Source organism: Pseudomonas sp. KB_15 (assembly GCF_052114525.1).
Taxonomy (GTDB): Bacteria; Pseudomonadota; Gammaproteobacteria; order Pseudomonadales; family Pseudomonadaceae; genus Aquipseudomonas.
Genome location: NZ_JBFREX010000003.1, coordinates 154,438 through 179,977, shown reverse-complemented (window position 1 = coordinate 179,977; position 25,540 = coordinate 154,438). Strand labels below are relative to the sequence as shown.

19 protein-coding genes are annotated in these 25,540 nt (G+C 60.1%); 13 read left to right on the top strand and 6 right to left on the bottom strand.

The annotated features are described in order from the left end of the window. Positions 1-112 precede the first annotated feature (112 nt). Both AB4Z35_RS05010 and AB4Z35_RS05005 read right to left on the bottom strand, forming a co-directional pair. Positions 113-1,000 (bottom strand): 3-keto-5-aminohexanoate cleavage protein, encoded by an 888-nt coding sequence (locus tag AB4Z35_RS05010; RefSeq protein ID WP_007994462.1) that lies wholly within the window; start codon positions 998-1,000, stop codon positions 113-115. Positions 1,001-1,095: 95 nt separating this feature from the next. Beyond that, on the bottom strand, positions 1,096-2,040 hold the full coding sequence (locus AB4Z35_RS05005; RefSeq protein ID WP_442096225.1) for a choline ABC transporter substrate-binding protein: 945 nt from the start codon (positions 2,038-2,040) through the stop codon (positions 1,096-1,098). A gap of 226 nt (positions 2,041-2,266) precedes the next feature. Here AB4Z35_RS05005 and AB4Z35_RS05000 point away from each other — a divergent pair, with 226 nt between their 5' ends. Further along, positions 2,267-3,211, top strand: coding sequence for a GlxA family transcriptional regulator (locus AB4Z35_RS05000; RefSeq protein ID WP_007994458.1), 945 nt, complete (start codon positions 2,267-2,269; stop codon positions 3,209-3,211). A 151-nt stretch (positions 3,212-3,362) separates the two neighbouring features. Here the strand turns inward: AB4Z35_RS05000 and AB4Z35_RS04995 are convergent, their stop codons facing one another. The 3 genes from AB4Z35_RS04995 to AB4Z35_RS04985 form a co-directional block, all read right to left on the bottom strand. Continuing rightward, entirely contained in the window at positions 3,363-3,779 is a 417-nt protein-coding gene (locus tag AB4Z35_RS04995; protein ID WP_442096224.1) for a DUF3010 family protein, read from the bottom strand. Between the two features lie 33 nt (positions 3,780-3,812). Further along, positions 3,813-4,136: a helix-turn-helix domain-containing protein gene (locus AB4Z35_RS04990; protein WP_442096462.1), complete on the bottom strand. Its 324-nt coding sequence runs from the start codon at positions 4,134-4,136 to the stop codon at positions 3,813-3,815. A gap of 215 nt (positions 4,137-4,351) precedes the next feature. Further along, the gene (locus AB4Z35_RS04985) at positions 4,352-4,753 is read right to left on the bottom strand and encodes a lysozyme inhibitor LprI family protein (protein ID WP_442096223.1); all 402 of its coding nucleotides are present in this window, start codon (positions 4,751-4,753) and stop codon (positions 4,352-4,354) included. Positions 4,754-4,976: 223 nt separating this feature from the next. On the opposite strand from AB4Z35_RS04985, the gene AB4Z35_RS04980 reads away from it, so the two are divergent. From AB4Z35_RS04980 to AB4Z35_RS04930, 11 genes are all read left to right on the top strand, one after another. Beyond that, the gene (locus tag AB4Z35_RS04980) at positions 4,977-5,954 is read left to right on the top strand and encodes a dipeptidase (RefSeq protein WP_033052003.1); all 978 of its coding nucleotides are present in this window, start codon (positions 4,977-4,979) and stop codon (positions 5,952-5,954) included. Positions 5,955-6,116: 162 nt separating this feature from the next. Further along, positions 6,117-6,647, top strand: a complete 531-nt coding sequence (locus AB4Z35_RS04975; protein WP_442096222.1) for a DUF5943 domain-containing protein — start codon at positions 6,117-6,119, stop codon at positions 6,645-6,647. 15 nt (positions 6,648-6,662) lie between these two features. Then, on the top strand, positions 6,663-8,723 hold the full coding sequence (gene dgcA / locus AB4Z35_RS04970) for a dimethylglycine demethylation protein DgcA (protein WP_007994448.1): 2,061 nt from the start codon (positions 6,663-6,665) through the stop codon (positions 8,721-8,723). 184 nt (positions 8,724-8,907) lie between these two features. Further along, positions 8,908-10,851, top strand: coding sequence for a dimethylglycine demethylation protein DgcB (gene dgcB / locus AB4Z35_RS04965; protein ID WP_442096221.1), 1,944 nt, complete (start codon positions 8,908-8,910; stop codon positions 10,849-10,851). Continuing rightward, positions 10,851-12,071: an electron transfer flavoprotein subunit alpha gene (gene etfA / locus AB4Z35_RS04960; RefSeq protein ID WP_442096220.1), complete on the top strand. Its 1,221-nt coding sequence runs from the start codon at positions 10,851-10,853 to the stop codon at positions 12,069-12,071. Before dgcB ends, etfA begins: the two co-directional genes overlap by 1 nt. Positions 12,072-12,086: 15 nt before the next feature. Continuing rightward, the gene (gene etfB / locus AB4Z35_RS04955) at positions 12,087-12,857 is read left to right on the top strand and encodes an electron transfer flavoprotein subunit beta (RefSeq protein WP_442096219.1); all 771 of its coding nucleotides are present in this window, start codon (positions 12,087-12,089) and stop codon (positions 12,855-12,857) included. A 148-nt stretch (positions 12,858-13,005) separates the two neighbouring features. Further along, positions 13,006-13,572, top strand: coding sequence for a GNAT family N-acetyltransferase (locus AB4Z35_RS04950; RefSeq protein WP_442096218.1), 567 nt, complete (start codon positions 13,006-13,008; stop codon positions 13,570-13,572). A 170-nt stretch (positions 13,573-13,742) separates the two neighbouring features. Continuing rightward, positions 13,743-14,978, top strand: coding sequence for a retropepsin-like aspartic protease (locus AB4Z35_RS04945; RefSeq protein ID WP_442096217.1), 1,236 nt, complete (start codon positions 13,743-13,745; stop codon positions 14,976-14,978). 994 nt (positions 14,979-15,972) lie between these two features. Then, the gene (locus tag AB4Z35_RS04940) at positions 15,973-19,425 is read left to right on the top strand and encodes an alpha/beta fold hydrolase (RefSeq protein ID WP_442096216.1); all 3,453 of its coding nucleotides are present in this window, start codon (positions 15,973-15,975) and stop codon (positions 19,423-19,425) included. Positions 19,426-19,562: 137 nt separating this feature from the next. Next, positions 19,563-21,431, top strand: coding sequence for a hypothetical protein (locus AB4Z35_RS04935; RefSeq protein ID WP_442096215.1), 1,869 nt, complete (start codon positions 19,563-19,565; stop codon positions 21,429-21,431). A 27-nt stretch (positions 21,432-21,458) separates the two neighbouring features. Then, positions 21,459-22,703, top strand: coding sequence for a metallophosphoesterase (locus tag AB4Z35_RS04930; RefSeq protein ID WP_442096214.1), 1,245 nt, complete (start codon positions 21,459-21,461; stop codon positions 22,701-22,703). 128 nt (positions 22,704-22,831) lie between these two features. On the opposite strand, the gene gbcA is transcribed toward AB4Z35_RS04930, so the two are convergent. Continuing rightward, positions 22,832-24,127, bottom strand: a complete 1,296-nt coding sequence (gene gbcA / locus AB4Z35_RS04925; protein ID WP_007994434.1) for a glycine-betaine demethylase subunit GbcA — start codon at positions 24,125-24,127, stop codon at positions 22,832-22,834. Between the two features lie 295 nt (positions 24,128-24,422). Here gbcA and gbcB point away from each other — a divergent pair, with 295 nt between their 5' ends. Continuing rightward, positions 24,423-25,523, top strand: a complete 1,101-nt coding sequence (gene gbcB / locus AB4Z35_RS04920) for a glycine-betaine demethylase subunit GbcB (RefSeq protein ID WP_442096213.1) — start codon at positions 24,423-24,425, stop codon at positions 25,521-25,523. Positions 25,524-25,540: the final 17 nt, after the last annotated feature.

Here is a 25,540-nt window from a genome sequence, read left to right as displayed (position 1 = left end):
CTGTGGGAGCGAGCTTGCTCGCGATGGCGGTATTCCTGCCGCAGATGATGCTTCGGATGTACCGACGTCATCGCGAGCAAGCTCGCTCCCACAGGGGGAAAGTTGTTGTGAATCAGCCGCGCTTGGTCAGGCCCATTTTTGCCCGGCCTTCAGCCGGGGTCAGCACCCGGGCACCGAGGCGGCTGAGGATTTCCGTGGCGCGTTCGACCAGTTGGCCGTTGGTCGCCAGCACGCCCTTGTCCAGCCACAGGTTGTCTTCCAGGCCGACCCGCACGTTGCCGCCGAGTAACACCGCTTGCGCAGCCATCGGCATCTGCATGCGACCGATACCGAAGCCGGCCCAGACCGCATCGGCGGGCAGGTTGTCGACCATGGCTTTCATGGTGGTGGTGTCCGCCGGTGCGCCCCAAGGGATGCCCAGGCACAGCTGGAACAACGGGTTATCGAGCAGGCCTTCCTTGATCATCTGCTTGGCGAACCACAGGTGGCCGGTGTCGAAGATTTCCAGCTCGGCCTTTACGCCCAGTTCTTGAATGCGTTTGGCGCCGGCGCGCAGTTGCGCCGGGGTGGACACGTAAATGGTGTCGCCGTCGCCGAAGTTCAGGGTGCCGCAATCGAGGGTGCAGATTTCCGGCAGCAGTTCTTCGACGTGGGCCAGGCGGGTCAGCGGGCCTACCAGGTCGGTATTCGGACCGAATTCCATCGGATTTTCGCCGGCACCGATCTCCAGGTCGCCGCCCATGCCGGCGGTGAGGTTGACGATGATGTCGACGTCCGCCTCGCGGATGCGCTCCATCACTTCGCGGTACAGCGCCACGTCACGGCTGAACTTGCCGGTTTGCGGGTCGCGCACATGGCAGTGCACCACGGTGGCGCCGGCCTTGGCGGCTTCCACGGCGGCAGCCGCGATTTGTTTCGGGGTGACCGGCACGTGTGGGCTCTTGGCGGTCGTGTCGCCAGCACCGGTGAGTGCGCAGGTGATGATGACGTCGTGGTTCATTTGGCGGTTCCTTACAGGCGAGTTTTTGGTTTTGGCCGGGCGTGATGGTCCCGTTCGCAGCCCGTCGGGGCTGCGAGACGGTGGTTCGTTCGGGTTTATTTACTGGTCAGTTTCAGGTTTTCAGCGGCCGGTTTGCCATCGAAGGTGGTGACGCCTTCAAGCCAGCGTTTTTTGTCCTGCGGGTGATCCTTGAGCCATTGCTTGGCCGACTCGAAAGCGTCCTTGTGATCCAGCAGCGGCTGCATCATCCGGCTCTCGTCTTCGGCGGTGAAGGTCAGGTTGGTCAGCAAACGACCGATGTTCGGGCATTGTTCGGCGTATGTCGGCGCGGTGACGGTCCATACCGTGGCCTTGCCTTCGTCCGGCCCAAGGGCGTTTTCACTGCCGGTGAGGTAGGTCATTTTCACGTTGACGTTCATCGGGTGCGGCGCCCAGCCGAAGAACACCACGGCTTCGTTGCGACGCACGGCGCGATCCACAGCGGCGAGCATGCCGGCTTCGCTGGATTCGACCAGCTGGAACTTGCCGAGGCCGAACTGGTTCTTGGCGATCATCGCCTTGATCTGGGTGTTGGCGCCCGAGCCGGGCTCGATGCCGTAGATCTTGCCGCCCAGTTCTTTTTCGAATTTGGCGATGTCAGCGAAGGTTTTCAGGCCCTTGTCGGCGAGGTAGGTCGGCACGGCGAGGGTCGCTCGGGCGTCTTGCAGGCTTGGCGCTTCAAGCACCTTGACCTGTTTGGCGTCGACGAACGGGGTGATGGTCTGGGTCATCAGCGGGTTCCAGTAGCCGAGGAACAGATCCAGACGCTGGTCGCGGATCCCGGCGAAGATGATTTGCTGGGAGGCGCTGGTTTGTTTGGTGCTGTAGCCGAGGCCATCGAGCAATACCTGGGTCATGGCACTGGTCGCGATCACGTCGGTCCAGTTCACCACACCCATGCGCACGTTCTGGCATGCGGCGGGTTCGGCGGCCATGACACTGGCACTCAGCAAAGCGGTACCACTGAGTGCAAGAACACAGCTGCTGATCAGTCGTTTCATTCTCAGGTTCCTCGGCAGTTTCATTATTGTGGGTCCGGTCGTCTTTGTGCGCCGGTGATGCCAAGTTACGCAGCTAAGCGGCCGTGAAAGCGCACTGCGGCGACCAGCTCTTGCACTGCAGCGACCTGTGCTCTTGTATGCCGCTCGCAAGTGGCGTATCAACGTCCCTACGCTGCCCGCCCTCTCGTTACCTGGCCTCTTGTTACCTGCTAAGCGAGTGCGCTCCATGTCCCAGGATTTCTACTTCTTGTTGATGCCGGGTTTCTCGGCTATCGGATTTATCTCGGCCATCGAGCCGTTGCGGGTCGCCAATCGCTTTCGCGGCGAGCTTTATCGCTGGCATGTGTTGAGTGCTGACGGCGGGGCAGTGCTGGCCAGTAACGGCATGTCGGTCAACGCCGATGCGGCGCTGGAACCGTTGAAAAAAGGTGCGACGCTGCTGGTGGTCGCTGGTTTCGAACCACTGAAATTCGCCACCCCGGCGCTGGAACACTGGCTGCGCCGCCTGGACAACGAGGGCGTGACCCTCGGCGCTATCGACACCGGCAGCTTCATCCTCGCCGAGGCGGGTTTGCTCGACGGCCATCGCCTGACCCTGCACTGGGAAGCCATCGACGCCTTCAAGGAATCCTATCCACAGCTCAGCGTCACCCAGGAGTTGTTCGAGATCGACCGCCGACGCATTACCTCCGCCGGCGGCACCGCTTCCATTGACCTGATGCTGGATCTGATCGCCCAGGCCCACGGTCCCGAGCTGGCGATCCAGGTCAGTGAGCAATTCGTGCTCGGCCGCATCCGCCCGCGCAAAGACCACCAACGCATGGAAGTCGCCACGCGCTACGGCATCAGCAACAAGAAACTGGTGCATGTGATTGGCGAGATGGAGCAGCACAGCGAACCGCCGCTCAGCACCCTGGAACTGGCGGAATCGATCAAGGTGACGCGGCGGCAGCTGGAGCGCCTGTTTCGCCTGTACTTGAACGACACACCGAGCAATTTCTACCTGCGGTTACGGTTGGAAAAAGCGCGGCAGTTGCTGCGTCAGACCGACATGAGCGTGCTGGAGGTGAGCATTGCCTGCGGGTTTGAATCGCCTTCGTATTTCACCCGCAGTTATCGGGCGAAATATGCGCGGTGCCCGCGGGAGGATCGGCGTACAGCGAAAGCATGACGAAGCTTGGGGGTTCACCCTGTTTTGGCAACACCAGAGAAACCTGCGGGAGTGAGCCTGCTCGCGATAGCGGTGGGTCCGCCAGCACCTAAGTTCCTGACAGACCGCTATCGCGAGCAGGCTCGCTCCTACAGGTTGACCTGCGGCGTGCTTATTTTTTCATCAGTGCAGAGCATGCGGCCTTATACGCTTCATGCTGATACTTGTTCAGCGCTCCCGGCAGTTCGAAATTGTGCTTTTTGGCCTGGGCATTGATGGTCTGCGGCGACAGCAAGGTCACCTCGCAATTCTCCAGCAGCTGGAAAACCCCTTCGATCTTGAACGTGGTCGGCCCGCCGGCGAATTCGCCTTTCTTGCTGCGTTTCTTTATCGCGATGCGGTCGATGGAATTCTCACGGACAAACGAGGCGACCTGGGCTGCGAACACTTTGACGTTGGCAGCTTCGTCGTCATCCTCCAGAGCAATTTTCTTGGTGGCGAGGGCGACATGGTTCAGCGCCTGATCGTCTAGGGACGCCACGGCAATGATCGCTTCGCTGCCTTTGATTTCGATACCGCAGACTTTCATGTTGAATCCCGTTAGTGACAGAAGGTAAGCAGCTTACAGCTCAAGCTGATTGGCAGTGATGCCAAACGCCAAAGCGATTTTTTCGCGAGTGGCTTTACGGGGCTTGGCGGCTGTTTCCTGTTGGGCGAAAGCGGGTTGAGAAATACCCATGCGTTTGGCCACTTCATCCTGGGTAAGGTTCAAGTGTTCGCGCCATGCGCGGATTGGGGTAGCGCCATCGACGATACGGCTCACCACCTCATGGGGGATCAAGTCTGGTTCGATTTTCTGCGCCACGTATTGTGCATAGGGAATGACAACAAAGGCGGGATTGCCTTCGGCGTCGTTGATGATTTGGATGTCAGTAGGTACGTTCATCGCGGAAGAATATAAGTCTTTTATAAGATTATTGAATCTTTGCTTATATTTTTTTGGTTGGCCATCAACAACATTTTTCGGCATGTTGCGTGAAAAGCCCGCAGAGCAACGGCTTTGGACAGACGCTGTAGGTCAGATCAAAGTGCTTTGTGGGAAAGGGGTTTTTGGCGATTGAAAGCCGGTGGTAGTGCCAGCTTTCACCGGAATATTCAGGATCACTCCTGCCCAATCGACTCCAAAAACTCCGACCGCTCGTCACTCATCCGCGCGATGCAATCGTTCTGGGCAATGGTGAATGCCTTGCTGCCACTCGTGGCCGGGAAGGCCTCCACGGCGCAGTCGGCATCCCGGGTCTTCAACCATTGCTGTTGCGCGGCCTTGAGCTTGGTCGTGATGTCGGCCAGTTGCGACGGGTTTTTGCCGTATTGCGACTGCATGCGCTCGGTCAGGCCCTGCAGGTTTTCCTTGAGCAGGTCTTCGGCGGTGGTTTTGCTGAAGGCCGAGCACTCAAGGGTCTGGACGTCGTTTTCGACTTTGTCGCACGGGTTGTCGTCGGACTCCTGCGCTGCGTGTACGCCGGTCGCAATCAGTGCCAAAGCCAGAAGGATGGATTTCATTCAGGTCGCCGCTCTATTCCATTGATGCGGCGAATTCTGGCCCAAGCCGAGGGCCTTGAACAGGGAGGCGATCGTGGCTGAAGACGACCCTTTGTCGCGGATTGACGCTTTCGGCAAACCCCCTGTCGTTTTTGCACCCGGCTGCTTGGGCACCGAGGCATATGCTGGCCCCAAAGCGCCGGCAGACGATTCGGCGCATGAATCGCTAATAGGGGACAGCCTGATGAGCCCAGCCGAATTGCACGCCGACAGCATCGTTATCGACGGGCTGATTATTGCCAAGTGGAACCGTGAACTGTTCGAAGACATGCGCAAGGGCGGTTTGACCGCGGCCAACTGCACCGTGTCGGTGTGGGAGGGCTTTCAGGCCACCGTCAACAACATTGCCGCGAGCCAGAAGCTGATCCGCGAGAACAGCGACCTGGTGATGCCGGTGCGCACTACCGCCGACATCCGCAAGGCCAAGGAACTGGGCAAGACCGGCATCCTCTTCGGCTTCCAGAATGCCCACGCCTATGAAGACCAGATCGGCTATGTCGAGGTGTTCAAGCAGCTCGGCGTTGGCATCGTGCAGATGTGCTACAACACCCAGAACCTGGTGGGCACCGGTTGCTACGAGCGTGACGGTGGCCTGTCGGGCTTCGGTCGCGAAATCGTCGCCGAGATGAACCGGGTAGGCGTGATGTGCGACCTGTCCCACGTTGGCTCCAAGACTTCCGAAGAAGTCATCCTCGAATCGAAGAAGCCGGTCTGCTACTCCCACTGCTTGCCGTCGGGGCTCAAGGAGCACCCGCGCAACAAATCCGATGAAGAACTCAAGTTCATTGCCGACCACGGCGGTTTTGTCGGCGTGACCATGTTCGCTCCGTTCCTGGCCAAGGGCATCGATTCGACCATCGACGACTACGCCGAAGCCATCGAGTACGTGATGAACATCGTCGGCGAAGACGCCATCGGCATCGGCACTGACTTCACCCAGGGCCATGGCCAGGACTTCTTCGAATACCTGACCCACGACAAGGGCTACGCCCGCCGCCTGACCAGCTTCGGCAAGATCATCAACCCGCTGGGCATCCGCACCGTGGGCGAGTTCCCGAACCTGACCGAGACCCTGCTCAAGCGCGGCCATTCCGAGCGCGTGGTACGCAAGATCATGGGCGAGAACTGGGTGAACGTCCTGAAAGACGTTTGGGGCGAATAAGCCCACTTTGAACAACGATCCCTTGTAGCAGCTGCCGAGGTACGAGGCTGCGTCGGGCTGCGAAGCGGCCCCCGAGGGCGGTCCTACGGACACGCAACGCAGCCTCGTACCTCGGCAGCTGCTACGCAAAACACACAACGAATTTTCTGGAGTCAAGTTTCCATGGCCAAGATCGCCCCGCAATTGCCAATCGAAGTCGACAGCGAAACCGGTGTCTGGACCTCCGACGCCCTGCCGATGCTGTATGTACCGCGCCATTTCTTCGTCAACAACCACATGGGCATCGAGGAAGTGCTGGGCGCTGAAGCCTATGCCGAAATCCTCTACAAGGCCGGCTACAAGTCCGCCTGGCACTGGTGTGAAAAAGAGGCCGAATGCCACGGCCTGGAAGGTGTCGCGGTGTTCGAGCACTACATGAAGCGCCTGTCGCAGCGCGGCTGGGGCCTGTTCAAGATCCAGGACATCGACCTCGAAAAAGGCACCGCCAGTGTCAAACTCGAGCACTCGGCGTTCGTCTACGTCTACGGCAAGGTCGGGCGCAAGGTCGACTACATGTTCACCGGTTGGTTTGCCGGTGCGATGGATCAGATTCTCGCCGCTCGCGGCAGCAAGATCCGCACCGTGGCCGAGCAAGTCTACGGTGGCTCCGAAGAGGGCCACGAAGACGGCTTGTTTATCGTCAAGCCGTTGTAAGTCGAGGAACCCGCCATGGCTTTCGAAGCAATGTTCCAGCCGATCCAGATCGGCAAACTGACCATCCGTAACCGCGTGCTCAGCACCGCGCACGCCGAGGTTTATGCGACCGACGGCGGCATGACCACCGATCGGTACGTCAAGTACTACGAAGAGAAAGCCAAGGGCGGGATCGGCCTGGCGATTTGCGGCGGTTCGTCCGTAGTCGCCATCGACAGCCCGCAGGAATGGTGGAGCTCGGTGAACCTGTCCACCGATCGCATCATTCCGCACTTCCAGAATCTGGCCGACGCCATGCACAAGCACGGCGCCAAGATCATGATCCAGATTACCCACATGGGCCGTCGCTCCCGTTGGGACGGCTTCAACTGGCCGACGCTGATGTCGCCGTCCGGTATTCGTGAACCGGTGCACCGCGCCACCTGCAAAACCATCGAGCCGGAAGAAATCTGGCGGGTGATCGGCAACTACGCGCAAGCTGCGCGTCGCGCCAAGGCCGGTGGCCTGGACGGCGTCGAACTGTCGGCCGTGCACCAGCACATGATCGACCAGTTCTGGAGCCCTCGGGTCAACAAGCGTACCGACGAATGGGGCGGCACCTTCGAAGGCCGCATGAAGTTCGGTCTGGAAGTGCTCAAAGCCGTGCGCGCCGAGGTCGGTGACGATTTCTGCGTGGGCATGCGTATCTGCGGTGACGAATTTCACCCCGATGGCCTGTCCCACGAGGACATGAAGCAGATCGCCAAGTATTACGACGACACCGGCATGCTCGATTTCATCGGCGTCGTGGGTTCGGGTTGCGACACCCACAACACCCTGGCCAACGTGATTCCGAACATGAGTTATCCACCGGAGCCGTTCCTGCATCTGGCGGCCGGTATCAAGGAAGTGGTCAAGGTTCCCGTGCTGCACGCGCAGAACATCAAGGACCCGAACCAGGCCACCCGTATTCTGGAAGGCGGTTACGTCGACATGGTCGGCATGACCCGTGCCCACATCGCCGACCCGCACCTGATCGCCAAGATCAAGATGGGCCAGGTCGACCAGATCAAACAGTGCGTCGGTGCCAACTACTGCATCGACCGTCAGTATCAGGGCCTGGATGTGTTGTGCATCCAGAACGCGGCAACCTCCCGTGAATACATGGGCGTGCCGCACATCATCGAGAAAACCACCGGTAAAAAACGCAAGGTGGTGGTGGTCGGTGCTGGCCCGGCGGGGATGGAAGCCGCTCGTGTGGCCGCCGAGCGTGGTCACGACGTGACCCTGTTCGAGAAGAAGGAATTCATCGGTGGGCAGATCACCACGGCGTCGAAAGCGCCGCAGCGTGACCAGATCGCCGGTATCACCCGCTGGTATCAGCTGGAACTGGCACGGTTGAAAGTCGACCTGCGCCTGGGCACCGCGGCGGATGCGCCGACCATCATGGACCTGCGTCCGGATGTGGTGGTGCTGGCGGTCGGCGGTCATCCGTTCATCGAGCAGAACGAGCATTGGGGTGCGGCTGAAGGTCTGGTGGTCAGTAGCTGGGACATTCTCGATGGCAAGGTAGCGCCGGGCAAGAACGTACTGGTCTACGACACCATTTGCGAATTCACCGGCATGTCGACCGCCGACTTCATTGCCGACAAGGGCAGTCAGGTCGAGATCGTCACCGACGACATCAAGCCTGGCGTGGCGATTGGCGGTACGTCGTTCCCGACTTACTACCGCAGTATGTATCCGAAAGAAGTGATCATGACCGGCGACATGATGCTGGAGAAGGTCTACCGCGAAGGCGACAAGCTGGTGGCGGTGCTGGAAAACGAATACACCGGCGCCAAAGAGGAGCGGGTGGTGGACCAGGTGGTCGTTGAAAACGGCGTGCGCCCGGATGAAGAAATCTACTACGCGCTGAAGGAAGGCTCGCGTAACAAAGGCCAGATCGACGTCGAAGCCTTGTTCGCGATCAAGCCGCAGCCATGCCTGGAACAGAGCGGCGACGGCTACCTGCTTTTCCGCATCGGCGACTGCGTGGCCCAGCGTAACGTACACGCGGCGATCTACGACGCGCTGCGGCTGTGCAAGGATTTCTAACGGCTTGTGGATAACCCTTGTAGGAGCGAGCTTGCTCGCGATGGACGTGAACGATGACGCGGGGAGTCTGATTTAACGCGACGTTCTCAGGTTTTTCGCGAGCGAGCTCGCTCCTACACAGGAATCGGGCAAGGCATCCAGGTAGTTTGGCCTGCAAGACCCTGCGGTCTTTGGGAGCTCCACCATGTTGAACACCCTTCTTCCAATCCTGTTGTTCGCAGCCCTGGGCCTTGGTGTCCTGGGCGCGTTGCGGCGGGTGGCCATGTGGCGCCGAGGCCGGGCTTCGAAAGTCGACCTTATCGGTGGCCTGTTCGCCATGCCCAAGCGCTACATGGTCGACTTGCACCATGTGGTGGCGCGGGACAAATACATTGCCAATACCCACGTCGCCACGGCTGGCGGTGCGGTGGCGTCCATCGTGCTGGCGATTCTGGTACATGGTTTCGGCCTGCATAACCGTTTCCTCGGCTATGCGCTGCTGCTGATGACGGCGGTCATGTTCGTCGGCGCGATCTTTGTTTACCTGCGTCGGCGCAATCCGCCGGCGCGCCTGTCGAAAGGCCCGTGGATGCGCCTGCCGAAAAGCCTGCTGGCGTTCTCGGCCTCGTTCTTCCTGGTGACCCTGCCGGTGGCGGGCATCCTCCCGGAAAACTTCGGTGGCTGGCTGTTGGCGGCGATTCTCGGGGTTGGTGTGTTGTGGGGCGTGTCGGAACTGTTCCTCGGCATGACCTGGGGCGGGCCGATGAAGCACGCCTTTGCCGGTGCCTTGCACCTGGCCTGGCACCGTCGCGCCGAGCGCTTCGGTGGTGGCCGTTCCACTGGTTTGAAGCCGCTGGATCTTGGCGACCTGACTGCGCCACTGGGTGTGGAAAAACCCAAGGATTTTACCTGGAACCAGTTGCTCGGTTTCGACGCCTGCGTGCAGTGCGGTAAATGCGAAGCAGCATGCCCGGCGTTCGCTGCCGGCCAGCCGCTGAACCCGAAAAAACTGATTCAGGACATGGTCGTCGGCCTGGCCGGTGGCACCGATGCGAAGTTCGCTGGCAGTCCGTATCCGGGCAAGGCCATCGGTGAGCACGCCGGTAATCCGCATCAACCGATCGTCAACGGTCTGGTGGACGCTGAAACTCTGTGGTCGTGCACCACCTGCCGCGCCTGCGTCGAGGAATGCCCGATGATGATCGAGCACGTCGATGCCATCGTCGACATGCGCCGTCATCTGACTCTGGAAAAGGGCGCCACGCCGAACAAAGGCGCGGAAGTCCTGGAAAACCTGATCGCCACCGACAACCCGGGCGGCTTCGCGCCGGGCGGGCGGATGAACTGGGCAGCGGACTTGAACCTCAATCTGCTCAGTGAAAAGAAATCCACCGACGTGCTGTTCTGGGTCGGCGACGGCGCCTTCGACATGCGCAACCAGCGCACCCTGCGCGCCTTCGTCAAAGTGCTCAAGGCAGCGAAAATCGACTTCGCCGTGCTCGGCCTCGAAGAGCGCGACAGCGGTGACGTGGCGCGGCGCCTGGGCGACGAAGCAACCTTCCAGCTGTTGGCCAAGCGCAACATCCAGACCCTGGCCAAGTACAGCTTCAACCGCATCGTCACCTGCGATCCGCACAGCTTCCACGTGCTGAAAAACGAGTACGGCGCGTTTGATGGCAACTACCTGGTGCAGCACCACAGCACCTACATGGCGGAAATCATCCAGGCCGGCGCGCTGAACCTCGGTCAGCACAAAGGCGACAGCGTGACCTACCACGACCCGTGCTACCTCGGGCGCTACAACGGCGAATACGAGGCACCGCGCGAGGTACTGCGGGCCCTCGGGATCGAAGTGAAAGAGATGCAACGTTCCGGCTTCCGCTCGCGCTGCTGCGGCGGTGGTGGCGGCGCGCCGATCACCGACATTCCCGGCAAGCAACGCATTCCCGACATGCGCATGGAAGACATCCGCGAGACCGGTGCCGAACTGGTGGCCGTGGGTTGTCCACAATGCACGGCGATGCTCGAAGGCGTGGTCGAACCCCGGCCGCTGATCAAGGACATTGCCGAACTGGTGGCAGACGCGTTGCTCGACGACGCCGCACCCGCCAAGACACCCGCCAAGCGCGAACCTGCGGAGGCCCACTGATGAGCGACATTATCCGCCGCGACCCCCGGGCCGAATGGATCGCCCGCAACCGTCTGCATCCGCTGCACGCGGCCATGCAGCCGGCGCAACACAGCTGGATGGGGCCGAACGGCGTCATCCGCAAGAATCCCCATGGCATTGGCTTTATCGGCCCCAACGGCATCAAGCGCATCGACCGCAGCGGCGCACAGCAGGGCGGGGCGACTAAGCGTTCAGCCGCTGTCGAAGTGCAATTGCCATTGCATCAGGTGGCCGCGCCGGCGTTTTACATCAGCGTGGTGCCAGACATGGTCGGTGGTCGCTTGAGCAGTCACGACCGCGACTTGCTGGGCCTTGCCCATCAACTGGCCGGCAAGGACGGCGCGGTGCTGGCGGTGGTGTTCGGCGAGCACAAGGAAAACGCTTTCGCCACGGCGGGCGTCGACCGCCTGCTGGTGCTGGATGGCGAAGAATTCAACGGTTATGCACCGGAACAACGGGTCCAGGGCCTGCGGGCTGTGGATAACCAGTTCAGCCCGCGTCACTGGTTGCTGCCGGACAGCCGCAGTGGCGGTGGCGAACTCGGCCGGCGTTTTGCCGCGGCACTGGGCGAACGCCCGGCCACGCGGGTCTGGCAAGTCAAGGATCAGGAGTGCATCGGCCGCGCCGGTGCGGGTCTGCAAGACCTTGCCCGTCCGCTGGCGCGCTTGATTCTGGCGGCTGCCGAGTGCGCTGAACCTGTCAGCGAAACCCGTCACGAAGCGCTGCCTGTGGAGTTATCCACAACCGTGGTGCGCAGCCTGTCGCGGATCGAAGATCTGGGCGCGGTGGCCGTCGATCCGGCAGCAATTCCCATGGCCGAAGCCGAGTTCATTTTCTCCGGCGGCAACGGGGTCAAGGATTGGGGACTTTTCCACAGGACAGCAGAAGCCCTTGGTGCGACCGAAGGCGCATCGCGGGTGGCAGTGGACGATGGCTTCATGGCTCGCGACCGTCAGGTCGGGGCATCCGGCACCTGGGTCACCGCACGGGTCTATGTGGCGGTGGGGATTTCCGGGGCGATCCAGCACCTGCAAGGCATTGGTGCCTGTGACAAGGTGGTGGCGATCAACCTCGACCCTGGCTGCGACATGATCAAGCGTGCGGACCTCTCGGTGATCGGCGAGAGCGCGGAGATTCTTCAAGCCTTGATCGAGGCGGTAGAGGCTTACCGCAACGACGCCAAGCGCGATGCGGCTTAAGGGAAGGAAAGGGTTATGAGCACGAAAATCATCAGCCTGGTGTCCATCGGTGCCCACCCGACGTCCGGTCGGCCGCGTCGCGCGGAACAGGATGCGCGGGCAGTAGAACTGGGCCTGCTACTGGCTGGGGATAACCTGCAAGTGCTGCATGCCGGCGACATTGCCGAGCCTGCATTGCGCGCTTACCTGGGCATGGGCCTGGAGCAACTGCATGTGCTGGAGCAACCGCAAGGCGCCGACGCGCTACCGGCACTGACCGAGTATCTGCGCGATGCCGGTGCTCAGGTGGTGTTGACTGGCAGTCAGGCGGAAACCGGTGAAGGCTCTGGCATGTTGCCGTTTCTGCTGGCGGAAAGCCTGGGCTGGCCGCTGGTGGTGGGACTGGCGCAGGTCGAGTCCATCGATGGCAGTTCGGCGCTGGTGTTGCAAGCCTTGCCGCGCGGTCAACGTCGTCGGTTGAAGGTGCGCCTGCCGTTTCTGGCGACGGTGGATAATGCTGCACCCAAGCCTCGGCAGAGTGCCTATGGCCCGGCCCGACGCGGCGTGCTGCAAGCGCAGGAGGTTGAAGTCATTGACGATGAACTGCTTGCGGTCGCCAGCCTGCAACCGGCCAAGCCCCGACCCAAGCGCCTGAAGGTGATCAAGGCCAAGAGCGGTGCCGACCGCATGAAAGCCGCGACGGCCAAGGCCAGTGGCGGAGGCGGGCAGGTGCTCAAGGGCGTTACGGCACAAGCAGGGGCTGAAGCGATCCTCAAGTTGCTGATTGAAGAAGGTGTGGTCCGCTGACAAATAGTCACCCTGGATCAAATGTGGGAGCGGGCTTGCTCGCGAAGGGGGCGTGTCAGTCGACATGAATATTGCCTGACCCGCCGCTTTCGCGAGCAAGCCCGCTCCCACAGAAAGGCTTCATCTCACCGACATTTATGGGGGAACAATGGCAGTTGAATTTCGTTCGGCAGTGCGCGCGGATGCGCGTGAGATTGCGCGCTTGTTCCAGATTTCATCCGAGGGCGCTTCAGATTACATCTGGAGCCAGATCGCAGAGCCCGGCCAGGATCTGTTGGATGTCGGCGCCATTCGGTATGCCCGCGACGACGTGGATTTCTCCTACCAGAACTGCCTGATTGCCGAGGCCGGTGGCCAGGTCATTGGCATGATGCACAGCTACGTGATGCGTCACGATCCACTGGCAGAGCCGACGACCGATCCGGTACTGGCGCCTTACGCCGACATGGAGGTGCCCGATACTCTGTACATCTCCAGCCTGGCCCTGCATGAAGGCTGGCGCAATCGGGGGCTGGGCGTGCAGTTTCTCGCCCATGCTCAAGAACGTGCCGACCGACTGGGGCTCGATGGCCTGAGCCTGATCGACTATGCCGCCAACACTGGCGCCCGGCGCTTTTACGAGCGGCACGGTTTCGGGATCATCAAAACCTGCCAGGTCACCCCTCATCCAATGATCCGCGTCACCGGTGAAGCCTATCTTATGCACAGGCCTTGATCCTGCCGCGTGAAAGTGCAAACGGCGGTTATCCACAACGCCATGGATAACCTTTGTCACCCTGCGTACCCCAGCCCGTTGAACTACAGTTTTCTATGCGCTGTTTAAGGGTGCAGCACGGTTTCGGGAGCTATCTGACGTTCAGCGCTTACTCATAAAACCTGGCTTTTATGAATGGGTTGTATATGAACGCTTGCGGTCGGGCCCTGATGCTCTTTGCATCGGCCATGTGTCTGTCTTCGGGATTGATGTCTGCCATCCAGACAAAGGCTCCTGCGGCACGTGCCGATGGCGTTGCGGATTTCTATCAGTGGATGGAGTCTGAGCAGGGGCAGAAAGCGTCTCTGGTGCAGCTGAGGCAGCAGTGCGAGAAAGTGCTGGATGCTGCTGAAAACCTCAGTTGCTCTGTGTCGGTTCTAGCCAGAATATTCGAGGGCAAAGCCGCAAATCAGCTCCCCGAATATTATCTGGCAATCAAGCGTAAACACGCTCTGGCGATCGAAAGGGATCCAGAGCTGAAAGCATTGTTTTCAATGTTCGGCAACGAATCTCTCTCGACCCTGAGAGCCCTCGACGATTTCTCTGTGAAAAGAACCAGGCAGCGAGAAGTGCTTGCGATTCATCCTTATTCCAGTGAGTTTCTCATCGCCAAAGAGGTGCTGCCATTCATTGATGTCAGCGCGGCAAATGGTCATTCCTCACGTTTCATTCTCGATACGGGCGCGCCGCAAACCCGAGTCAACAACGAAACTGCGAAACTGATGGGGGTCAAGCTGCTAACCGACTCGCACTATGCCTACAGCACTTTTTATGGTGAACGTGACGTGTCTGCCAGGCTCGGGATTCTTGAATCCATAAAAGTAGGAGCAAGCGAATTCAGGAACGTCCTGGTCTTTGTCAGCGATAGGGACAACTTGTTGGGGCTGGATTTGATCAGCAAGCTGGGGCGGCTGAAAATCACCAGGAAAACGCTGGAGCTCAATGCCGCGCCTTCCGAGCGCTGTGACTCGCCGATTATCTACACCCGAATGGATATCAACCAACGACTGGCCATCACCGCGAGGCTGGACAACCGGGTGACGTTGGCGATTGTGGATACCGGGAATATCGATTACCTGACGTCGGCTTCGCCGGGCAGTCCGATGAACGTCGTCGCGTCCCTGACCCCTGGCAGCTCGCCCATCAGCGCCGCCTCTCAAGAGCGCTACCAGACCTTCAAAGGCGTATTGACCTTGCCGGGCAATACCATGGCAATTCACTACAAATACTATCCAGGCTTCACCATCCCGCCGTCGTTGGTGCTTGGGCGATACGTGCCTTCGATTCTGCTCGGGTGGCGCGCATTCAAGGACTTTGAATTGAATCTGGATATCGAGTCGGGGCGGTCGTGTTTTAACAAGATCTGACCTTTTCAGTTTGCCGCCAATGTGTTTACCCACAATCCCTGTTAGCGCTTCTGTGGATAACATGTTCGCCCCTCGCTACAGCCCATGCAAATCGGGGGCTACAGCCCTTAGATCAAGAAACACCCAGCTTAACCTGCGGTTTTTGAACGACTTTTCCATTGGATGAGTGCATGCGGGAGCAAGGACTTGCCCCCAATCTCTGTTGGCGTTTCTGTGGATAAGATGTTCGCTTACCGCTACGGGCCATATAAAACGTGCTCTTCAGGTGTTTGGTTAAAAATCGATCAATTCACCGGTTTTCATGGTTATACCGTCCGCAAACTCAGAAAGTCCGAGGTTATCAGCGGTTTTCCACAGCCCCCTCGAAGTTGCCCCCAAAGTCTGTTGGCGCTTCTGTGGATAAGGTGTTTGTCATCCGCCACAGGCCATGTAGAACGTGGCGTTCATGGTGTTGATCAAAAAATGATCTATGCCCGCCGAGAACTCTGGTTTTGAATAAGTCACGGATTTTCTTCAGTTTCTGTGGAGAAAGTTTCCAGCCCTTGCATAGTTGTCCCCATTTGCTGTGGGTGGCTATGTGGATAACTTGTTCGCCAAACCCCGCAAGCCCCGCCGGCTATAGTGCGCAATGCGATAGCTCAAATTTCATACAGTTCTAGGTCAATACCTTGACTTCAATCTGTCGCCTGTCTTCACTCCAATGGCACAAGGACAGCCGTCACTTATCCACATCAGGTTCAGGGAGAACACATGATGGATAGCCAGCCCCATCGCTCGTCCCCTAATCCCTGTACGTTCCGCGCTTTGCTGGCGACGCCGTTGCCGCGCAAACGCACGCTGCGTCGTACCGCCAACCAGCGCGCTCGCCTATAGCGCCTGAATCCTGCCCAAACCGTTGTGCTGCCGCCGGGTGCGCCCGGAGGCCAGGTGCCCGTTCGCCCATTGATTGCAGGCAACCTCAGAGTTGCCCGATTTGCCTGAGAGGAACCTACTCATGACACGGATTGCAACGCCCATCAGCGAGATCAAGGAACACTACGACGTGATCGTCATCGGTTCCGGTTACGGCGGCGGCATTGCCGCGTCGCGCCTGTCCCGGGCCGGTAAACGGGTGTGCCTGCTGGAGCGAGGTCGGGAAATCCGCCCCGGCGAGTACCCCAACACCATGCTCGCCGCCACTGAAGAGCTGCAGGTGCATGATCCGGACGGCCACATCGGTTCACGCACCGGGCTGTTCGACTTGCACGTCAATGCCCAACAGAACGTGGTGGTGGGCTGCGGCCTCGGTGGAACGTCGTTGATCAACGCCAACGTCTCCCTGGAACCGGAGCCCGGGGTGTTTGACGACCCGCGCTGGCCGCCGCAAGTGCGCGAACACCGTGACACCCTGCTCAGGGACGGTTACGCCCGCGCCCGGGAAATGCTCAAGCCCAATCCCTATCCGGACACTGCGCCGAACCTGCCCAAACTCGACGCCAACAAAAAATCCGCGGATTACCTCAAGCAGGGCGCACATTTCTACAAGCCGCCGATCAACGTGACCTTCGACAAACTGCCAAACAACACCAACCACGTCGGCGTCGAGCAGCTGCCGTGCAATCACTGCGGCGACTGCGTTTCGGGCTGTAACAACAAGGCCAAGAACACCACGCTGATGAATTACCTGCCGGACGCCTGGAACCATGGCGCGGAGATTTTCTGTCAGGCCGAGGTGCGGTATCTGGAGCGCGACGGCGATGGCTGGATCGTGCACTTCCAGTACCTGGACAGCGGTCGCGAAAAGTTTTCCGCGCCGACCCTGTTCGTCAAAGCCGACATCGTCGTGGTCTCTGCCGGCACTCTCGGCTCCACCGAAATCCTCCTGCGCTCTCGCGACAAAGGCCTGGCAATGTCCGGCCAGCTCGGCGAGAACATGAGCGGCAACGGCGACATCCTCGGCTTCGGCCACAACTGCGAACAGAGCATCAACGGTATCGGTTTCGGCGCGCATCCGGCCAAGGAAATGCACCCGGTCGGTCCGTGCATTACCTCGATCATCGATATGCGTACCGAAGGCGATTGGCGCAGCCGCATGGTCATCGAAGAAGGTTCGATACCCGGCGCCCTCGGCCGGCCGATGGTGCCGAGCATGGCCGGGTTCGCCGAGTTGCTTGGCGTGCCGAGCGACGACACGTTCAGCGCCAAGGTGAAGTACAAGGAACGCGAGGTCGAGAGCTTCCTGCGTGGCCCGTACTACGGCGCGCTGCACAACATGCAGACCTACCTGATCATGAGTCACGACAGCGGCAACGGACGCATGCTGCTCGACAGCAAGGACCAACTGCGTATCGACTGGCCGGGTGTCGGCGAGCAGGAAAACGTCAAACTCGGCAACGAACGGCTGCACCAGAGCACCAAGGCGCTGGGCGGGATCTGGGTGGAAAATCCGATCTGGACCAAGTTGCTCAAGCACAGCATCGTCTCGGTACATCCGTTGGGCGGTTGCGTGATGGGCGAGGACGCGGCGCAAGGCGTGGTCAACCACAAGGGGCAGGTGTTCAGTGGTGCCAGCGGCAGCGATGTGTACGCCTCGTTGTATGTGACCGACGGTGCGGTGATCCCGACGTCGCTGGCGGTCAACCCACTGCTGACCATCTCGGCGGTGAGCGAGCGCAATATGGGACTGCTGGCGGCTGATCGCGGCTGGCACATCGACTACAGACTGCCGTCGGCGCCGCGTAAACCGTCGGTGCCGCAGACTCTCGGTGTGCAGTTCACCGAAACCATGAAGGGCTATTTCTCCCGGGCCTTCACCGCTGCGCAAAGCACCGACCTGAAAGTCTATGAAGCCGCGGCCAAGCGGGGCGAAGCGGACAATTCGCCGATCGACTTCACCCTGACCATCACTGCCGCCGACCTCAATCGTATGATCAAGGAGCCGGAGCATGCCGCAACCCTGGTCGGCACGGTTAACGCTGCGGCGTTGTCGCCTCAGCCGCTGACCGCCAGCAATGGTGTGTTCAACCTGTTCGAGCAGTATCAGCAACAGGTCGGCGTGCGCCACATGAACTACGAAATGAAGCTGACCGCCGAGGACGGCAGCGATTATTTCTTCAGCGCCTTCAAAACCGTGCCGGAAGACAATGGCGTGCTGAACATCTGGCACGACACCAGCACCCTCTACATCACTCTGTATCGCGGGCCGGACAAGAGTGGCGAGGTGATCGGCTGCGGGGTGATGCACATCCACCCGACCGATTTCGCCAAACAGATGACCACCATGAAGGTGCTCAACGCCCGCAACGAGCGCGAGCGCATCGACGGTCTGGCGCGCTTCGGCAAGTTCTTCGCCGGCATTCTCTGGGAAAGCTACGGCGGGGTGTTCGCCGGTGACATCTACTTCAACCCCGATGCACCGCCACGGCAAAAACGGCCGCTGGATGCGCCGCCACCAAGCGTGCATTTCTTTTCCACCGAGGATGGCGTCGAACTGAGGCTGACCCGCTATCAGGGCGGCACAAAGGGCCCGGTGATGCTGGTGCATGGCTTGGGGGTGGGTTCGAACATTTTCTCCACCGACACCATCCAGACCAACCTGCTGGAGTACCTGTGCAAGCATGACTACGACGTCTGGTTGCTGGATTTGCGGGTGAGCATTCTGCTACCGGCGAGCAAGCGGGAATGGAACGGCGACCAGATTGCCCAATACGATTTCAAGGCGGCCATCGCTCGGATCCAGCAGGAAACCAAGGCTGACGATGTGCAGTGCGTGGTGCATTGCTACGGCGCGACGACGTTCTTCATGTCGCTGCTGGCCGGGTTGCAGGGCGTGCGTTCGGTGGTCTGCTCGCAGATTGCCGCCGACACCGTGGTCGCCACGGCGACAGGGTTGAAGGCCGGGCTGCACCTGCCCGGGATGCTCGACGCGCTCGGCATCAAATCACTCACTGCCTATGCCGACAGCAAGGAGAACTGGTTCAACAAACTCTACGACAAAGCCCTCAACGGCTATGCGCGGATCGAAGCCCAGGGTTACTGCACCAACCCGGTGTGCCACCGCATCACCTTCATGTACGCCTCGCTGTACCGCCACGACACCCTCAATGAAACCCTGCACGACAACCTGCACGAGCTGTTTGGTGAGTCGAACATGCACACCTTCGAGCATCTGGCGCTGATCGTGCGCAAGGGGCATCTGGTGGACTTCAAGGGGCATGACGTGTACATGCCGCACTTCGAGCGCTTGAGCATGCCGATTTGCTTCATCAGCGGCGCCGACAACCAATGCTACCTGCCGGAAAGCACGCTCAAGACCTACGAGCGGGTGTGCAAGGTCCACGGACCGGAGCGCTACAGCCGGCATGTGGTGCCGGGATACGGCCACATCGACTGCATGTTCGGCAAGAACGCGGTGGTGGATGTGTACCCGATCATCCTTGGACACCTGGAGAAAACAGCTCTCGGCTGACTCGAGATCGAGTCGACTGCTTCGCGGGCAAGCCCGCTCCCACAAGGTGACTGCATTGCTGTGTGGGAGCGGCTTGCTCGCCAAAGCTGAGTACCAGGCACCGCACGATGTGAGTCTTGCACAAGGAAAAGGATGATATGGACACCTGCATCCGCTGGTTTCAACGCTTCATCTGGCTAGGCATTTTAATGAACATGGTGTTCGCAATCCCGGCGCTGTTTGCGCCGGCATTGCTGACCTCGATGCTCGGTATGCCGCCGCAACTCTCCGACCCGTGGCTGGAAAATGCCGGCATGCTGCTGGTGGGGATCAGCCTGTTCTACATGCCATCAGGCTTCAGCGCACCGCGCTATGTCGTGCATTCGTGGCTGTGCGTGTTGTCGCGATTGGTCGCCGTGGCTTTCTGGATCTACCTGATCAACACCAGCAACCAGGCCCAGGTATTCGTGCCGATGCTGCTGGGCGATCTGAGCATGTTTCTGATCCTCGGGATTCTGCTGTACCTGGGCAGCGCTCCGGCCAATCGGCCCTGGGCGTTGCTTCGCGACGGCTGGCGCGAGTGGTGTGCAGCCTGGGCGCGACGCTGGCAGCAGCACAGTTTCAAGGTCGCCACGCTGATCGTGGTGCTGGCGCTGGGGTTCATCGGTTACCAGACCTGGTATCAGATGCTGCGGGTGGTGCCGGCCGAGCAATATGCCTCGGACGAAGACCACTACAAGTACGCCGCCATTGGCCTCGGTATTGAGGCGCGGATCCCGTATTACCTGTTCGCCGTGCTGCCGCAAATGTGCCCGGAAAAATTGCCGAAGCCTGGCGGCTATGAAGTGTTCGGTTTCCTCTACGAAAACGGCAAGGATCTGCCGATCGGCATGGCCAAACGACAAATCGGCTACCCGACCGTGGAGCCCAACTGCGCGCTGTGCCACACCGGCTCCTATCGCGCCAATGCCAGCGACGTCGCCACTGCGGTGGCCAGTGCGCCGGCCAACACCCTGCAACTGCAAGCCTTCCAGTGGTTCGCCTACGATTGCGCCAGCGACCCGAAATTCACCACCGATGCGGTGATGGCGGCGATCAACAGCAAGTTCCAGCTCGGATTTTTCGAGCGGTTGTACAACCGCTACCTGATCATCCCGATGGCCACGAGCGCGCTGATCAAGCAGAAACAGGCCTATGCCTGGCAACAATTGCGCGCACCGCAAGGGCCGGGTCGCACCGACACCTTCAACCCGACGAAAATGGTGGTATTCGGCTTCCCGGATGACTCGACCATCGGCACCGTCGACTTGCCACAAGTCTGGAACCAGAAACCCCGGGAGTCGCTGTACCTGCACTGGGACGGCAACAACAACGACATCCACGAGCGCAACTATGCGGCGGCCATGGCCGTGGGCGCGACGCCGGAGTCGGTGCTGCCGGCCAGTTTCAACCGGGTGACCAACTGGCTGCTGGGCCATAAGGCACCGGCCTGGCCGTTCGCGCTGGATCAGGCCAAGGTCGCCCGGGGCAAGCCGGTCTGGGAAAACAACTGCGCCGGTTGCCATGATTTCGGCCGCACCGACACCGGTCAGGTCACCACCAACATTGATGAACTGGGTACCGATCCCCATCGGCTGAATTCATTCACCACTGGTCTGGTGACGGCGTTCCATGGCTTCAAGAAATCGCCGTTCGATTTTGGCGCCTACCGCAAGACCCAGAGCTACAGCAACACGCCCACCGACGGCATCTGGTTACGCGCGCCGTACTTGCACAACGGTTCGGTGCCGACACTGTGGGATTTGCTGCAACCACCGCAACTACGGCCGCAGGTGTTCTTCACTGGTTCCGACATTTACGACCAGGACAAGGTTGGTTTCGTCACCAGTGGCGAGCAAGTGAAAGCCTCGGCGGACTTCAAATACGACACTCGTCTGGAGGGCAACCACAACGGTGGCCATCTGTACGGCACGCAACTGTCGGAACTCGATAAGCGGGCGCTCATTGAGTTCATGAAAACCCTGTGAACCCACTACGGATGGAGGAGTGCCAACATGTCATTAGCTGCTCATTGGGAACATGAATACGACAAGGTCAAGGTGCGCCTGCACGGTTTGTTCGCACGGGTGGAAATAGCCTGGATGAAGCTCATCAGCGAGCTCGAACCCGAGGAGTTCCAGGCGATCATCGCGCTGCTGCAACGGGGTCATGATCAGGCGCAGTACGTGCTCAAGCACGGCGAGTTGCCGGACGATCAGCCGAGCGTGCCGTGGGAGTTGGCCCACGGCTTGTCGATCCTGCGCATCGGTAACGCCAGCCCGTTGCCGCAATCGGTGGATGAGCTGCAAACCCGGGTGCTGAAGGACGGCAGTCTGCTCGGTTGCCGCAAATGGGAACTGCTCGATCTTTTATGGAGCGAGGCGCTGCTGAAGTGGATCGAAAACCTGCGCCATCACGCACCATTCGCCACTGACCCGGCACTGGTGAAAATGGAACGCGATGTGACCCTGGCGATCGCCGGCGACTGGGGCACCGGGCCATTCGACAGCCATGCCCCGGCGGTGGCAGTGGCCAATCAGATGCAACTGGCCCGGGCCAATTTCACCATTCACCTGGGGGATGTGTATTACGCCGGCACCCGTTCCCAGGAGGACGCGGACATGGCCGGTTGGCCGATGGGCACGCAGGGCTCGTTCACGCTCAATTCCAACCACGAGATGTACAGCGGCGCCCACGGCTATTTCAAGGAACTGGCCAAGCGTTTTCCGGTGCAGCAGGGCACCAGTTACTTCGCGCTGTACAACGACGACTGGCTGGTGATCGGCCTCGACTCGGCGTATGCCTCGGACGCCATGAACCTGTACATGGATGGCACCCTGAACCAACCGCAGATCGACTGGATGAAAAGCCTGCCCAAGCGCAAGAAACTGATGGTGCTAAGTCATCATCAGGGCTTTGACATCTCAGGGCACAACAAGACCGCGCTGTATCAACCGGTGTGCGACGCCCTGGGGCGCGAGCCGGACTACTGGTATTGGGGACATTTGCATAATGGCATCTGCTACGCCGCCCAGGGTGGGTTGCACGCACGTTGCGCCGGGCATGGGGCGATTCCCTACGGCAATGCCAGTGAGCTGGACGGGCATGCGCGGGTGTTGTGGTCAGAAACGCAGAATGCGCGGGATCCGGCCTATCCGGATCGGGTATTGAACGGGTATGTGAAGGTGCGGCTGGTGGGGGAGAACATCGAAGAGACGTTTATTGGCGAGAATGGGACGGTGCGGTGGTCTTCAAGCTGATGGGGTGAATGTGAGGCCGCTTTCGCGAGCAAGCCCGCTCCCACCTTTGGTCTGTGTCGTTCACAAAACTTGTGTACGCCACCGATCCATTGTGGGAGCGGGCTTGCTCGCGAAGCTTTTGATCTTGATCAGCCCTGAACCGGAACCCCCTTGAGGTACGGCGCAGGCTCAGCCCCCAGGTTGCTCAGCAGACGCTCGCTGTACCAGTCCACGAAGTTGACCACGCCGAACTCATAGGTCTTGGAGTACGGGCCAGGCTGGTAAGCAGTGGAGTTGATGCCGCGCTGGTTCTCTTCGGCCAGGCGACGGTCCTGATCGTTGGTGGCGTCCCAGACCTGGCGCATGCGTTCCACGTCGTAGTCCACGCCTTCGACGGCGTCCTTGTGGACGATCCACTTGGTGGTGACCATGGTTTCCTGGGCGCTGATCGGCCACACGGTGAACACGATGATGTGGTCGCCCATGCAGTGGTTCCACGAGTGCGGCAGGTGCAGGATGCGCATCGAGCCCAGGTCCGGGTTCTGGATGCGGCCCATCAGCTTGGCGCAGCCCTGTTTGCCGTCCATGGTCATCGATACGGTGCCCTTGAGCAGCGGCATGCGCACGATGCGGTTACGCAGGCCGAAGCTGGCGTGGGCGTAAGGGATCTTCTCGGCTTCCCAGGCAGCGGCGGAGGCGGCCACGTGGTCCTTGAACGCCTGGTCGGCACGCGGGTCGGTGACGTCGTCCCATTCCAGCAGGGTTTTCAGCAGTTCCGGGTGCGACGCGTTGCAGTGGTAGCACTCGCGGTTGTTCTCCAGCACAAGCTTCCAGTTGGCCTTTTCCATCAAGGTGGTTTGCACCGCCACCTTGGTGTTCTCCATGTCGTACGGTTCCATGTAATGGTTGAGCGTCGACAGGAAGTCATCGATGGCCGGCGGGTTCTCCGCCAGGCTGATGAAGATGTAGCCACCGGCGGTCTTCACGTTCACCGGTTTGAGGCCGTACTGATTCATGTCGAAGTCGGCGCCCATTTCGGTGCCGGCGAACAGCAGGCGACCGTCGAGTTCGTAGGTCCACTGGTGATAGTGGCAAACCAGCTTGGCGACCTTGCCCTTGTCGCTGGTGCACAGGCGCGAGCCACGGTGGCGGCAGACGTTATGGAACGCATGCACCACGCCGTCGGCGCCACGGATGACGATGATCGGGTTCTTGCCGACCTGCAGGGTCAGGTAGTTGCCCTTGGTGGGGATCTCGCAGGTCATGCCGGCGATCAGCCACTCTTTCTGAAAGATTTCCTGCATGTCGATATCAAACAGGCGCTCGTCAGAGTAAAACGGCTGCGGCAGCGAGAACGTGCGCTCACGCTCTTGCAGCATCTGGGCGGTGGCCTTGCGTGCGGGTTCCAGCGGATCGCCCAGGCTCAGGGTAGTAGTGACGTCCATCGTTTAATCCTCAAGGCCATCTGCGTGGCCGGCGAAAGTGGCTAATCAGGTGTGCTGTTCAGGGTTGCTACGCAAGGTGTAAAGAATGTGTCTTGGTATGGGGCGAGTGTGGGGCCGACGCAGGCCAGAACCTTATCCATGGGCGACATGGTGCAATCTGTTCCCGACGCGCAAGCCCCGGTCGTTGGGGGCTGGTCGCGATAAGCATGTCAATGTCGCAGATAGGTAAATGGGTGATTCGCGCTATACGCAGAATCGCCAACATGAAGGCCGACAGTCGGCCGTGGAGATCAGCATGTCCAACAGCTTCCTGAATCCGGTAACCACCCAGACCTGGGCCAATGGTCGGCACATCGTCCGTTGCGTCAAAGTCATCCAGGAAACCTGGGATGTGCGCACCTTCTGTTTCATGGCCGACCAGCCGATCATGTTCTTTTTCAAGCCGGGGCAGTTTGTCACCCTGGAGCTTGAAATCGAAGGCCAGCCGATCATGCGTTCGTACACCATCTCCAGCTCGCCGTCGGTGCCGTATAGCTTTTCGGTGACGATCAAGCGTGTACCGGGCGGCAAGGTCTCGAACTGGCTGCACGACACCTTGCGCGAAGGCTATGAACTGGCGGTGCACGGCCCGGTGGGGCTGTTCAACGCCATTGATTTCCCAAACCCGAAAGTGCTGTACCTCAGCGGCGGCGTGGGGATCACACCGTGCATGTCCATGGCACGCTGGTTCTTCGACACCAACGGCAACGTCGACATGGCATTCATCCACAGCGCCCGCTCGCCCAAGGACATCATTTATCACCGCGAGCTGGAGCATATGGCGGCGCGGATCGAAAACTTCAGCCTGCACCTGATTTGCGAGAAGCACGGTTTCGGTGAGCCATGGGCCGGTTACCGTGGTTATCTGAACCACAAGATGCTCGAACTGATGGTTCCGGACTTCCTTGAGCGCGAAGTGTTCTGCTGCGGCCCGACGCCCTACATGAACGCGGTCAAGCGCCTGCTGGAAAACGCCGGCTTCAATATGAAGCGCTACCATGAAGAATCCTTTGGAGCGACTCCGCCCGAGGCCCGCGCCGACGCCGAGGAACATGCCGAACAAGCGGCTGAAGCACCGGAAGTGGACGCCGCGGACCTGCATCAAGTTGAGTTCACCGCCTCCGGCAAGAGCATCCGCGTGGCCCCGGGCGAGACCGTGCATGCGGCGGCGGCCAAGGTCGGCCTGATGATTCCGAAAGCCTGCGGCATGGGCATCTGCGGCACCTGCAAGGTGTTGAAGCTGGGCGGTGAAGTGGAGATGGAGCACAACGGCGGGATCACCGAGGAAGACGAAGCCGAAGGGTACATCCTGTCGTGCTGCAGCGTGCCGAAGGGGGATGTGCGCATCGAGTACTAAACAACGCCGATCCCTTG